The sequence below is a fragment of the Streptomyces sp. NPDC046712 genome (assembly GCF_040645695.1).
Lineage (GTDB): Bacteria > Actinomycetota > Actinomycetes > Streptomycetales > Streptomycetaceae > Streptomyces.
The window spans coordinates 173,756-186,593 of record NZ_JBEYYW010000009.1; the positions used below are offsets into that span (position 1 = coordinate 173,756).

A 12,838-nucleotide genomic window follows, 5' to 3' on the forward strand; every position below is an offset into this window, starting at 1 on the left:
GAGGGGTCAGAACTCGTCGGCGCCGTTGCGCAGCTCGTGCGTCCAGTAGCCGGTCTTGGCGACCGCGTCGTCGACGGCGATGCCGCCCGCGGGCGCGGTGACGACCTTGCTGCCCTCGGCCGGGCCGTCCGCGGCGAAGAGGTTCACGTGGAACGACGACACCGCGCGGTTCTCCTCGTCGACACCGCCGTCGTTGATCCGCACGGCGGCATAGGCCGCCGCTCCGGCGGACAGCACGACGGGCGTGCCCGGCCTGCTCTTGGCGACGGACGGGACGTCCTTGGCCGTCTGGATCTCGCCGAACGCGATCAGCGGGTACTGGAGCAGCGTGCAGGAACGGCCGGAGACGTTCGTCGCGGTCAGGGTGATGTGCGTGGTGGGCACGCCGTCCTGCTTGGCCGCGGAGATCTTCACGTCGTTGACGGTGCACGCCGGGGTCTTGCCGTCGTTCTTCTTCTTGGTACCCGTCTGTGCGGCGGACGTCGCCGGGTTCGACGCGTCCGCGCCGGCGGTGCCGGTACTGCCCGTGCTGCCGCTGGTGCCGGTGCCGCCCGTCGTACCGGTGCCGCCCGTGCCCCCGGTGCTCGTTCCGCTGTCCGCGGCGCCGGCGCCGGGCGTGACCTCCGAGACGGACGCGGCGCCCTCGTCCTTCGTACCGGCGTCGTCCGCGCCGCCGCAGGCGGTGAGCGCAAGGGCGAGCGCGGCGGTGGCGGCGGCAAGGACGGTGGTGCGGGTGCGGAAGGTACGCATGTGAACTCCCCGTAGGTGGTGACCGCCTCGTCCGGCGGCCTGGTCACCACCCTGCGGCCGGGCCCGCCACCGCCGCCAGAGCCCACCGCCGATGCGGGACGCTGGGACGTTCCACCCCATCTGACCTGCGGGAACGCTCAGACCCAGAACGGTGGGGTGGAACGGGAAGGGAACGCTCCGCCGCCCCAATACGGTCCGTGCCCGGTAACGGTCCACCGCCCAGTCACGGTCCGCCGCCCGGATCAGGGCGTGTGCCCGCGCCTGCTCGGGGACTGGGCCGTCACGACCCCGGCCTCGTACGCCGCGATGACCAACTGCGCGCGGTCTCTGGCGCCCAGCTTGGCGAGGAGGCGGCCGATGTGGGTCTTCAGCGTGCCCGTGCTCATGTGCAGGTACGCCCTGATCTCGTCGTTCGCCAGCCCGCGGGCGATCAGTTCCAGGACCTCCCGTTCCCGCTCGGTCACCCCGACCAGCGCATGCGCGACGCGGCTGCTCGGTTCCGGGCGGCTCGTGAACTCCTCGATGAGCCGGCGCGTCACGGACGGCGCGAGGAGCGACTCGCCGGAGGCCACCACACGGATGCCCGCCAGTACCTCCGCGGGTGGGGTGTCCTTCAGCAGGAAGCCGGCGGCCCCCGCCCGCAGTGCCGCGTACACGTACTCGTCCAGGTCGAACGTGGTGAGCATCAGCACCCGTACGTCAGCGGTCTCCGGGGAGCCGCAGATCTGCCGGGCCGCTTCGATGCCGTCCATGACGGGCATTCGGACGTCCATCAGCACCACGTCCGGGCGGTGCAGCCGGGCGAGTTCCACCGCCTCTGCGCCGTCACCGGCCTCACCGACGGCGGTGAGACCGGGTTCGTTCTCCACAAGGATGCGGAAGCTGCCCCTCAGCAGTACCTGGTCGTCGACGACGAGTACCCGGATCGCCGCATCGCTCACGTGGTCCCCCCAGCGCTGTCCATCGGCAGTCGGGCGGCGACCGCGAAACCCCCGCCGGGGCGCGGGCCGGCCCTGAACGTTCCGCCGTACATCATCACGCGCTCCCGCATGCCGACCAAGCCATGCCCCCCGGACGGCAGACCGCCCCCGCCGCGGTCTCCGCCGCTGCCGTCTCCGCCGCGGCCGTCGTCGGTGATGTCGACGCGGACCTCGCGCCGGTCCGCCTCGATCTCGACCCGGCAGCGGGCGGGCGCCGCGTACTTGACCGCGTTGGTGAGGCTCTCCTGGACGATCCGGTGCACGGCGAGGGCGATGCCCGCGGGCAGTTCGTCCGGCACCGTCATGTCCACATCCACGACGAGTCCGGCCTGTTGGGCCTTCTCGACCAGGAGCGGTACGTCGTCGAGCCCGGGGACGGGGACGAGCGCGGCGCCGCCGCGGCTGCCCGGGGTGTCGGTGCGCAGCACCCCGAGCGTGCGCCGCATCTCGATCATCGCGGCGCGGCTGGTCTCCTCGATGACGCGCAGCGCGTCCCGCGCCTCCTCGGGGCGGGCCTGGGCGACGTGGCCCGCGACGCCCGCCTTGACCGCGATCAGGCTGAGGCTGTGGGACACGATGTCGTGCAACTCGCGTGCGATCCGCAGCCGTTCCTCGACGCGTCCTTGCTCGGCCTGTCGCTCGGCATCCGCCTCTTCCCTGGCCCGGCGCAGACGTACGACAGAGCCTGCCGCCCAGCTCGCGCCCAGGATGAGCCAGACGGTGGCGGCGATGCCGATCGCTCCGCTCCATGTCTCGGCGGGGGTCACCACGGCCTCGCCGGCCAGGACGGCGGCTCCCGACACGGCGAGCGCCAGGGCCAGTGTGGGCACGGAGCGCCGCGGTGGCTCGACGAGCGCGACCAGGTAGAGGGTGAGGGCGACGGCGGCGCACGGCTCTCGGGTGATGTCCAGGAGTGCGGCGGCCGTGGCTCCGGCGAGCGCGGTCGCGGTCGCGGCCAGGGGCCACTGCCGCCGTACCGCGACCGGCATTCCGACGGCGCAGGCCACGACCCAGCCCGCCCACACCGGTCCGGTGTAGGCGGGCTGGGTGTCGACCGCGGTCATGCCGGCGAACCCGATGTAGACGGCGGTCAGGAGGAGCGCGGCGACGAGGTCGAGCGCGAGGAGATGGCCGTCGCGCCGCAGTCGTCCGATACGCGGGGGTCGCATGGCTTGACCGTAACCGGTCAACCCGCTCGTCCCAGGACGATCATCGCGACGGCCACGGCCGCGACCAGCCCGATCCAGCGCAGAGCCGTGGCGCGGCGCGGCGCCGGACCGTCCCGCAGGACGGTGACCCCCAGCGGAACGAGCGCGAGGCACAGCCCGGCGACCGCCACGACCGACAGGGGTGTGGTGCCCTTGAGCACGCCGAGCGGCAGAGCGGCCGCCGCCGCGAGAGCGACGGCCCGGACCGGTCCGAGCACCCGCGCCCGCCAGGCGCCGAGGGCCAGCAGCAGCCAGCCGCCCATGATGGCGATGTTGAGTGCGCTGAAGACGTGGAAGGCGCCGTACGTCTCCGCGACGAACCTGCTCGCCTCCTGCGCGCCCTGGCGGTCGGCGAGTTGGAGGGCCAGGTGGTCCACACCCGCGTGGAACGTCCGGGCGAAGAGCCCCAGGACGGCGAACACCCCGCCCCACAGGGCCAGTCCCGGCCTGCTCCGCCCGATCCGGGAGGTGAGCACGGCCACGCCGGGCCACAGCAGCACGGTGCCGGCGGCGAAGGCGCCGTAGGAGGCGGCCATCAGTCCGGGGTGATCGGCGCGAGCGGCGAGCTGCTCGGGAAAGAAGAAGGGGAAGGGCAGCCGCAGGAGCACGCCGGTGAGGAGCAGCGACGGTCCGAGTACGAGCGAGACCCCACCGACCCACCGCCCGGGGAACGGTGTGTCTCCGGCCCATTCGACCGGCAGAGCCATCGTGCGTCTGCCGAGCAGAGAGGCCGTGCGCGTCGGCCGTTCCGTGGTGACGGGCGGGGTGTTCTGCGTTGTCGTCATGCGAGGACGATCCCGCGAACGGCTCCTCGCCCGCGTCGGACCTGGGCCCGGTTTCCGGCATCGGACCCAGGTCCGATGCCGCGCGGTCCGGAGACGCCGAGATGCCGAGGTGCCGCACCATCCCGGAAACGACGAAATCCCGCCCGATCAATCAGATCGGACGGGATCCCGTCTTGCGCTTGTGGACCTGTGGGGATTTGAACCCCAGACCCCCTCGATGCGAACGAGGTGCGCTACCAGACTGCGCCACAGGCCCTTGCGACGTGTGAAACATTAGCATCCCGATCGGGGTACGAGGAAATCCGTTCCCCCGCAGGTCAGCCGAGGGCCCCGAAGGGCCCACGGCCGGGGGTCATTCGTTGGCCGCGCGGGGCCGGTCGTCGTCCGCGTACTGGTCGAAGAGCGGGGTGCGGCCGTGGTCGCGCTGGCGGCGCGGCGGGTTGGTGCGCTGGCGCGGGGCCTGCGCCGGGGCCGGGGACGGAGCGGGGGTCGGGTCCGCCGCTGTGGAGGAGCGGGCCGAACTCCAGGTCTCCGGGTCCGTGATGTCGACACCGCTCGTCGCACGCGGCGCGACGGGGGCGGTGACGTACGTGGGGAGCGGGACCGGGACCGGGTCCCAGCTGTCGCCGCGGGCCGGGCCGCGCTCGCGCTGCTGGTCCACCCACTCCGCGTGGTCGGTCTGCTCGACGAGCGCGCGGCGGCCGGCCTCCTGCGGGGAGACCGAGGGGGCCGGTTCGGGTTCGGGGCGGGCCGGCTCCTCGTCGGCGTCCGGCACCGGCTGGCGGCGTTGCGGCCGGCTCTCGCGCAGGCGGGCCGCCGCTGCCTCGGCACGGCGGCGGTCCATCACGTACACGAAGCGCCGGCGCTCCGTCGTCCGCAGATGCACGATGTACGCGCTCAGCAGCACGGCCGGGACGCCCGGTGCCCACAGGAACGCGAGGCCGCCGACCGCGGCGACGACCGCGCCGAGGGTGAAGGCGAGGAAGAGGACGACCGTGGTGCGCCGGCGCCGGGCGAGGACCTTGCCGCGGCGGGCGCGCTCGGCGGCCGCCTTCGAGGGTCTCCGCGCGGCGGCGGGAGCCGGTGCCGGCTCGGGTGCCGGTTCCGGGATCTCCAGGCGGGCTTCCGTCCTGGCCGCGGGCGCGGAAAAGGCCCGGACGTCGACCGAGCTCAGATGCTCGGTCTCGGCGTCCGGGTCCACGTCGGGCTCCGCGTCGTCCGCCCCACGGTCCCGGTCCTTCAGCTCCTTGGCGTACCGGCGCTCCATCCCCGCCCGTCCGGACAGCAGCCGGATGGCGGTGCTGAAGCGTTCCGTCGGACGGGCTTCGTTGAGCTCGTCCTGCCTGCGGAGCCACATCGGTACCAAGTAGGCGGCCCAGGCCCCGACGATGACTGCGTAGATGAGGCCGCTGCTGCTCACGCTTCACACCGTAGAGGGGTTCCGTTACGGGCATCGGCCAATTGGCCCGGTGTGTCGCACGATCTGGCTGATATCACTGAACTTTTTTGTGATTGTTCAGATCGATTGAGGATCAACTGCTGATTGAATTCGAACACTTATTTTATTTTGCGGGGTGGGCGGGACGAGCCTGGTGCCAGCGGCGCAGCAGCCCCTCGGGCACTTCCTCGGCGGTGAGGGCGAACACGAGATGGTCCCGCCAGGCCCCGTCGATGTGGAGGTAGCGCGGCCGCAGCCCTTCCTCCCGGAATCCCAATTTCTCCACGACCCGTCGCGAGGGGCCGTTCTCGGGCCGAATGCAGACTTCCATCCGGTGCAGCCCCACCGTGCGGAAGCAGTGGTCGACGGCGAGCGCGACCGCCGTCGGCATCACACCGCGTCCCGCCACCTCGCTGTCCACCCAGTAGCCGACGTGGCCCGAGCACATCGAGCCCCAGGTGATTCCCGCCACGGTCAGCTGACCGACGAGCCGGCCGCGGTACTCGATCACGAACGGAAGCATCCGGCCGGCGTTCGCCTCGGCCCGCAGATGACGGACCATCTGCCGGTACGTCGGCCGCTGCGTGACCGGACCGCCGGGGGCGGGCGGCGGAATCGTCGCCTCCCACGGGCGCAGCCAGTCGCGGTTACGCCGGTTCACCTCGCGCCAGGCCCGCTGGTCGCGCATCTTTATCGGGCGGAGCACGACGTCTCCGTCGGAGAGGACCACGGGCCAGGACGGAATCATGACGCCGGGCCCGGTTCCGCGTCGGGTCTCGGGTGGTCACCGCCGCGGACCTGGTCGACCGCGTGGACGAGAAGCGGCTCCAGGACGGCCAGACCGTCGCGGACCCCGCCCGAGGAGCCCGGCAGATTCACGATCACGGTCCCGCGCGCGACACCCGCCAGGCCGCGGGAGAGTGCGGCGGTCGGGACCTTCTCACGGCCGTACGCGCGGATCGCCTCGGGGATTCCGGGGATCTCGTGGTCGAGGACCCGGCGGGTGACCTCGGGGGTGGCGTCGGTCGGCGAGATACCGGTGCCACCGGTGGTGAGGATGACGTCGTACCCGGCCGCGACCCCGGCCCGGAGCGCGGCCTCGACCGGCGCGCCGTCCGGGACGACCTGCGGGCCGTCCACCGCGAAGCCCATCCGCCGCAGCCCCTCGGCGAGCAGCGGGCCGCCCTTGTCCTCGTAGACACCGGCCGCGGCCCGGTTGGAGGCGGTGACGACCAGGGCGGAGTACGGGGCGGTGAGGGCGCCGCCGATGCCCTCACCCAGCGCCGCAGGGGGGTGCTCCTCGTGCTCGTGCGCCCCCGCCACGCGACCCGCGCGGGTCACGACTCGGCCCCTTCGCGGGTCCAGTCGCCCGACTTGCCGCCGGTCTTCTCCTCCACCCGTACGTCGGAGATGACCGCGCCCTTGTCGACCGCCTTGATCATGTCGACGACCGTCAGCGCGGCCACCGAGACGGCCGTCAGGGCCTCCATCTCCACGCCCGTGCGGTCCGTGGTCTTCACGGTCGCCAGGATCTCCACCGCGTCGTCCGCGACCGTGAGGTCGAGCGTCACGCCCGAGACGGCCAGCGGGTGACAGAGGGGAATGAGGTCGGGCGTCTTCTTCGCGCCCATGATCCCGGCGATCCGGGCGGTGGCGAGCGCGTCGCCCTTCGGTACGCCCTCGCCCCGCAGCAGCTCGATCACGCGAGGCGAGACGAGGACGCGGCCACTGGCGCGTGCGGTCCGCGCCGTGACGTCCTTCGCGGAGACGTCGACCATGCGGGCCGCACCCGCCTCGTCGATGTGGGTGAGTCCTTGCTGCGTGCTCATGGCCGTGACACTCCCGGTCGCTGTGTGGGACGCCACGGTACCGCCACCAGGGCCTCCTCAGCCGAGGAGGACCACCTCCAGCTCGCGGCCCGGCTCCACTTCCGTGGCCTCCTCCGGGACGACGAGCAGCGCGTTCGCCTGCGCGAGCGCGGCGATCAGGTGGGAGCCCGCGCCGCCCACGGGGGTGACGGTGCCCGACTCGGCGTCGTACGTCCCGCGCAGGAACTGGCGACGGCCGGCCGGGGACGAGAGCGCCTTGTCGGCCTTGAGCTCGGCGCGGACCCGCGACCTGTGGAGATCGCCGAGGCCCATCAGAGCCCGGATCGCGGGCCGTACGAACAGCTCGAAGGAGACGTAGGAGGAGACGGGGTTGCCCGGCAGGGCGAGCAGCGGGGTGTGCTCGGGGCCGATCGTCCCGAAGCCCTGCGGCTTGCCCGGCTGCATGGCCAGCTTGCGGAAGTCGACCCGCCCGTCGGCGGTCAGCGTCTCCTTGACCACGTCGTACGCGCCCACGCTGACCCCGCCCGTGGTGACGAGCAGGTCGGCGCGGATCAGCTGGTCCTCGATGGTGGCCCGGAGCGTCTCGGCGTCGTCGGTGACGGCGCCGACCCGGTAGGCGATGGCCCCCGCGTCGCGCGCGGCGGCGGCCAGCGCGAAGCTGTTGGAGTCGTAGATCTGGCCCGCGCCCAACTCCTCGCCGGGCTGGACCAGTTCACTGCCGGTGGAAAGCACGACGACGCGCGGGCGGGGGCGTACCCGCACCGTGGCGCGGCCGATCGCGGCGAGCAGCCCGATCTGGGGCGGCCCGAGAACCGTCCCGGCCTCCAGGGCCAGGTCACCGGCCTGGACGTCACTGCCCCGCGCGCGGACGTGCGCGCCGGCCCCGGCGGACCGGTGGACGCGGACCTCGCCACCGGCGCCCTCGGGGGCGGCGCTGGCGGCGCGCATCCCGCTCGCCGCTCCCCCGCCCGTACCGCCGTCGGTCCACTCGACGGGGACGACGGCCTCGGCGCCGGGCGGCAGCGGGGCACCGGTCATGATGCGGGCGGCCTGGCCGGGGCCGACCTCGGGCAGGCCGCCGGCGCCGGCGGCCACGTCGCCGATGACGGTCAGGACGGCCGGGAACTCCTCGGTGGCACCGGCGACATCGGCGACCCGGACCGCGTAACCGTCCATGGAGCTGTTGTCGAACGGGGGCAGTGCGACCGGCACCGTGACGTCCTCGACCAGGACACAGCCCTGGGCCTCGGGCAGTTGCAGCTCGATGGGTTCGAGCGGGGAGACCGCCGCCAGGATGTCGTCCAGGTGCTCGTCCACCGACCACAGGTCGCGGGAGGGACCCGCGCAGGGATCGCCGGGCGTATCGCCGGACACCGGTGCCGCACTGCTGCTCAAGGTGCTACAACTCCTCGGTGACGTAACTACGGAGCCAGGTCCGGAAGTCCGGGCCCAGGTCTTCACGTTCGCACGCGAGTCTGACAATGGCACGCAGATAGTCCCCGCGGTCACCGGTGTCATAGCGCCGGCCCTTGAAGACCACGCCGTGGACCGGGCCGCCGACCGTCTCGTCCTTGGCGAGCTTCTGCAGGGCGTCGGTCAGCTGGATCTCGCCGCCGCGGCCCGGCTCGGTCTCGCGCAGTATCCCGAAGATCGCGGGATCCAGGACGTATCGGCCGATGATCGCGTAGTTGCTGGGCGCCTCTTCCGGCGCCGGCTTCTCGACCAGATCCGTCACCTTCACGACGTCCGAGTCGATCGTCGCCTCGACCGCGGCGCTGCCGTAGAGGTGGATCTGGGAGGGCTCGACCTCCATCAGCGCGATGACGCTGCCGCCTTCACGCTCCTGCACCTCCACCATGCGGGCGAGCAGCGGGTCGCGCGGGTCGATCAGGTCGTCGCCGAGCAGCACGGCGAAGGGCTGGTCGCCGACGTGCGGCGCGGCGCAGAGCACGGCGTGGCCGAGACCGCGCGGGTCGCCCTGGCGCACGTAGTGCATCGTCGCGAGGTCGTTGGACTCCTGCACCTTGGAGAGGCGCTCCGCGTCGCCCTTGCGGACGAGTGCCTCCTCCAGCTCATAGTTCCGGTCGAAGTGGTCCTCGAGGGGACGCTTGTTACGACCGGTGATCATGAGGACGTCGGAGAGGCCGGCGGCGGCCGCTTCCTCGACGACGTACTGGATCGCGGGCTTGTCGACGACCGGGAGCATTTCCTTCGGCGTGGCTTTGGTGGCCGGAAGGAAGCGCGTACCGAGACCGGCGGCCGGGATGACAGCCTTGCTGATCCTGGGAGGGGACTGAGTCATGCGCGCATGATAGCCGTTCGATATGAGAGGAAGATGGGCGTCCCATTGGCTTCCTGCGGATACGACAGTTACGAGAGGTTTCGTGAGTTCACGTGAGTCCCCGGTGACGGCCGACATGGTCGAAAAGGCCGCATTGCGCCGCCGGCTTCTGGCTGCCCGTGCCCAGCTGCCCACCCATGTTCTCGAATCCACCGGGGAGCTGTTCGCCCGGGGTGCTCTGGAGCTGGCCGCGCTGGCGGAGGCGTCGACCGTGGCCGCGTACGTGTCGGTGGGACGCGAGCCGGGCACGCGCGCGTTGCTCGACGTGCTGCGGGCGCGGGGCGTCCGCGTCCTGCTGCCGGTGCTGCTGCCCGACAACGATCTCGACTGGGCGGTGTACGAGGGTGCGGGCAGCCTGGCGAAGGCCGGCCGGGGCCTGCTGGAGCCGACGGGGCCGCGGCTCGGTCCGGAGGCCGTGTGCGAGGCCGACGTGGTGCTGCTGCCCGGCCTCGCGGTCGACGAGCGCGGGATGCGCCTGGGCCGGGGCGGCGGCTCGTACGACCGGGTGCTCGCCCGGCTGGCCCGGGCGGACGCCCAGCCGTCCCTGGTGGTCCTCCTCTACGCGAACGAGGTGGTCGCCCGGGTCCCGGAGGAACCGCACGACCACCCCGTGCACGCGGTGGTGACCCCGGAGGGGGTCAGGCACTTCAGGCCTTAGGGCTTGTCGAGCCCTATGGCTTGAGGACCAGCGTCTCCTTCGTCGAGGCTTCGACCGCCGCCTTGCCGAAGGACCAGTCGAGCAGCTCGCCCTTCGCCCAGGCGTCGGTCTGGTCGGTGTAGTGCGAGTGGTACGCGTGGCCGGAGGCGCCGGACAGGTTGATCCAGCGGGACCTGTCCCAGTCGCCGACGTTGACGACCATCCGCATCGACGGGACCCAGATGACCTCGTAGCCGCCGGCCGCGTTCCAGCCGGTCGCGTTCACCGCCGCCTCTCCGCCGCCCAGGTTCCAGGGGCCGCGGTTGAGCATGGACTGGATGAAGCCCGGTCCGGCGGTGCCGAGGGTCTGGTTCTGCAGGGTCAGCTGGTGCAGTCGGCCCCAGCTCCAGGTGGAGACGTCCTTGCCGAGCTTGGCGGTCAGCTCCCAGCGGGCGTCCTCCATGGCCCGGGCGAGCAGCTGATCACGGTTCTCGGTGGCCTGGTTCGTGCGGTTGGCCTCGGTCTTCCACCAGTCGCTGTTCTCCTGCTTGAGGAGCGGGCGGACCACCTCGTACCAGCGGTCGCCGCCGTCGGGCTGCGCCGAGTCGGCGTCGCGCTCGCCGCACTCCCGTACCCGCTTGTTCTGCTCGTCCACCGGCAGTCCGGTGGAGTCGGCCGGGCGGACGCTGATGCAGTCGCCCTCGGCCCGCAGCTCCTTGGGCAGCTTGTCGCCGAAGGCGAGCTTGAGGACGTTGCGCCAGACCGCGTTGAAGTACGCGGCGGCGGCCGAGTCGGGCTCCTGGGTGTAGTCCCAGCCCTCGAGCAGCTTCTGCGCCTCGCGGACGTAGGGGTCCGAGATGTCGATCTTCAGCAGGAGCGGGTTGAGGAGGGTCGCGATCTCGCTGCGGTTGTCCATCTGCATGGTCCGCATGTCGTCGGGCGAGATCTTCCCGCCGTCCTTGGTCTTCGACTCGATGAGGTCGTTGATCCGCTGGCTGCGCGAGCCGTATCCCCAGTCCTCCGTCAGGAGGTAGGGGTACTTGTCGGCGTCGACGACGGCCTGGTTGGCGGTGACGATGTAACCGCGGTCGGGGTTCTCCTCGTACGGCAGCTCGTCGTACGGGATGTAGCCCTTCCACCGGTACGCGGAGTCCCAGCCGGGCGCGGGCACGGTGCCGTTGTGGCCCTTGGCGCGGACCGGGATCTTGCCGGGTGCCTGGTAGCCGATGTTCTCGGCGTCGGCGTAGATCAGGTTCTGGGAGGGGACCTCGAAGTTCTTGGCCGCGGCGCGGAACTGCTTGAAGTTCTGGGCGCGGTTGAGCTCGAAGATGGCGTCCATGGACTTGCCGGGCTGCAGGGCCGTCCACCGGAGGGAGACGGCGTAGCCGGTGCCCCGGTCGGGGGCGGCGTTGCCGACGGGGGCCTTCTGGCCGACGTGCTCCAGTTCCGAGGAGCGGTCGGAGACGAGGGGGCCGTTGCCGGTGGAGCGGATCGTGATCTTCCGGCTGCCGCCGCCCGCGATCTTGATGATCTCCTCGCGGATCGCGAACGGCTTGACCCGGCCGTCGACGAGGTAGCCCGTGTTCCCGACCTTCTCCAGGTAGAGGTCGGTGACGTCCGCGCCGAGGTTGGTGAGACCCCAGGCGATGGTGTCGTTGTGGCCGATGATCACGCCGGGCGTGCCGGAGAAGGTGTAGCCGGCGACGTCGTAGCGGCAGGTGGCCGAGACGGAGCGGCAGTGCAGGCCCATCTGGTACCAGAGGGACGGCAGCATCGGCGCGAGGTGCGGGTCGTTGGCGAGCAGCGGCTTGCCGGAGGTCGTGTACTTGCCGGAGACGACCCAGGAGTTCGAGCCGATGCCGTTGCCGTTGGGGCCGAGCAGCGCGGGGATCTTGTCGAGCGCGTCGGAGAGCGCGCCGAGCTGGGACTGCGTCCCCTGCAGCGCGCCGTCCGCACTGCCGTCGGTCGAGCCGTTGGTGCCGGTGCCGTCGGTCGAGCCGTCCGTGCCGGTGCCGTCGGTCGAGCCGGTGGCGCCCTTGCCCGTGCCCTCGACGATCGGCTGGTGCAGGTCGTACGGGTACGCCGGGTAGAGCTGCTTGATCTGCGCGGCGCTCAGCCGACTCGTCATCAGGGAACGGTCGATCTCGTCCTGCATGTTGCCGCGCAGGTCCCAGGCCATCGCCTTGAGCCAGGCCACCGAGTCGACGGGGGTCCAGGGCTCGATCTCGTAGTCGTTGGAGAAGGCCAGCGCCGCGTACTCGACCGAGATGTCCGAGGCGTCCCGGTCCTTGAGATAGGCGTTGACGCCCTCCGCGTAGGCCTGGAGGTTCTTCTTCGTCTCCTCCGAGAGGACCTTGTCGTACTCCTCCTGGGCAACCTGGCGCCAACCCAGGGTGCGCAGGAAGGCGTCGGTGTCGACCTGGTCCTTGCCGAACATCTCGGACAGCCGGCCCGACGTCATGTGACGGCGGACGTCCATCTCGTAGAAGCGGTCCTGGGCCTGGACGAAGCCCTGGGCACGGAAGAGGTCGGCCTCGGTGTCGGCGTAGATCTGCGGCACCCCGTAGGCGTCGCGCTTGACCTCGACCTGGCCGGAGAGCTTGTCGAGGCGGAGCTCGCCCGTGGTCTGCGGGAACGAGCCGCGAACGGTGCTGACGCCCCAGTACCCGCCGTATCCCATGCCCGCCACCAGTGCGAGGACCAGGACGAGGACGATCAGGCGGGCGCGTCGCCCCTTCTTCTTGGCGGGAGGCGCGGTCGTGTTGGAGGGCATCTCTGTCCTTCGAGGGGCAGGGTGGTCCTGGAGTACGGGAGCAACCTTAGGCGCAGCGTCCGAGCGGCCCGGACGCGGTGCCGGTAAGCAGACCGCA

12 protein-coding genes and 1 tRNA gene are annotated in these 12,838 nt (G+C 71.7%); 1 reads left to right on the forward strand and 12 read right to left on the reverse strand.

Features of this window, described 5'->3' with window-relative positions:
• Nucleotides 1–6: 6 nt before the first annotated feature.
• The 11 genes from ABZ939_RS14745 to galU all read right to left on the reverse strand — a co-directional run bounded on the left by ABZ939_RS14745 (nucleotide 7) and on the right by galU (nucleotide 9,292).
• A complete protein-coding gene (locus tag ABZ939_RS14745) occupies nucleotides 7–750 on the reverse strand; it encodes a DUF4232 domain-containing protein (protein WP_361853653.1) in 744 nt (247 codons plus the stop codon).
• Nucleotides 751–992: 242 nt separating this feature from the next.
• Nucleotides 993–1,691, reverse strand: a complete 699-nt coding sequence (locus tag ABZ939_RS14750; RefSeq protein ID WP_361853655.1) for a response regulator transcription factor — start codon at nucleotides 1,689–1,691, stop codon at nucleotides 993–995.
• Nucleotides 1,688–2,899 carry a histidine kinase gene (locus ABZ939_RS14755; protein WP_361853658.1) on the reverse strand — a complete coding sequence of 404 codons (1,212 nt, stop codon included), beginning with the start codon at nucleotides 2,897–2,899 and terminating at the stop codon, nucleotides 1,688–1,690. Before ABZ939_RS14755 ends, ABZ939_RS14750 begins: the two co-directional genes overlap by 4 nt.
• A 17-nt stretch (nucleotides 2,900–2,916) precedes the next feature.
• Nucleotides 2,917–3,723: a hypothetical protein gene (locus ABZ939_RS14760; RefSeq protein ID WP_361853661.1), complete on the reverse strand. Its 807-nt coding sequence runs from the start codon at nucleotides 3,721–3,723 to the stop codon at nucleotides 2,917–2,919.
• 182 nt (nucleotides 3,724–3,905) lie between these two features.
• A tRNA-Ala gene (locus ABZ939_RS14765) sits at nucleotides 3,906–3,979 on the reverse strand.
• A 96-nt stretch (nucleotides 3,980–4,075) separates the two neighbouring features.
• On the reverse strand, nucleotides 4,076–5,143 hold the full coding sequence (gene glpR / locus ABZ939_RS14770) for a gephyrin-like molybdotransferase receptor GlpR (RefSeq protein ID WP_361853664.1): 1,068 nt from the start codon (nucleotides 5,141–5,143) through the stop codon (nucleotides 4,076–4,078).
• A 142-nt stretch (nucleotides 5,144–5,285) separates the two neighbouring features.
• Nucleotides 5,286–5,909, reverse strand: a complete 624-nt coding sequence (locus ABZ939_RS14775) for a GNAT family protein (protein WP_361853667.1) — start codon at nucleotides 5,907–5,909, stop codon at nucleotides 5,286–5,288.
• Nucleotides 5,906–6,442 (reverse strand): MogA/MoaB family molybdenum cofactor biosynthesis protein, encoded by a 537-nt coding sequence (locus ABZ939_RS14780; RefSeq protein ID WP_361853918.1) that lies wholly within the window; start codon nucleotides 6,440–6,442, stop codon nucleotides 5,906–5,908. Before ABZ939_RS14780 ends, ABZ939_RS14775 begins: the two co-directional genes overlap by 4 nt.
• Nucleotides 6,443–6,498: 56 nt before the next feature.
• On the reverse strand, nucleotides 6,499–6,990 hold the full coding sequence (gene moaC / locus ABZ939_RS14785; protein WP_329119549.1) for a cyclic pyranopterin monophosphate synthase MoaC: 492 nt from the start codon (nucleotides 6,988–6,990) through the stop codon (nucleotides 6,499–6,501).
• Nucleotides 6,991–7,047: 57 nt separating this feature from the next.
• A complete protein-coding gene (glp, locus tag ABZ939_RS14790; RefSeq protein ID WP_361853921.1) occupies nucleotides 7,048–8,364 on the reverse strand; it encodes a gephyrin-like molybdotransferase Glp in 1,317 nt (438 codons plus the stop codon).
• A 25-nt stretch (nucleotides 8,365–8,389) separates the two neighbouring features.
• Entirely contained in the window at nucleotides 8,390–9,292 is a 903-nt protein-coding gene (gene galU / locus ABZ939_RS14795) for a UTP--glucose-1-phosphate uridylyltransferase GalU (RefSeq protein WP_361853672.1), read from the reverse strand.
• A gap of 103 nt (nucleotides 9,293–9,395) precedes the next feature.
• On the opposite strand from galU, the gene ABZ939_RS14800 reads away from it, so the two are divergent.
• Nucleotides 9,396–9,989 carry a 5-formyltetrahydrofolate cyclo-ligase gene (locus ABZ939_RS14800; protein WP_361853924.1) on the forward strand — a complete coding sequence of 198 codons (594 nt, stop codon included), beginning with the start codon at nucleotides 9,396–9,398 and terminating at the stop codon, nucleotides 9,987–9,989.
• Between the two features lie 13 nt (nucleotides 9,990–10,002).
• Here the strand turns inward: ABZ939_RS14800 and ABZ939_RS14805 are convergent, their stop codons facing one another.
• Nucleotides 10,003–12,741: a penicillin acylase family protein gene (locus ABZ939_RS14805; RefSeq protein ID WP_361853675.1), complete on the reverse strand. Its 2,739-nt coding sequence runs from the start codon at nucleotides 12,739–12,741 to the stop codon at nucleotides 10,003–10,005.
• Nucleotides 12,742–12,838 lie beyond the last annotated feature (97 nt).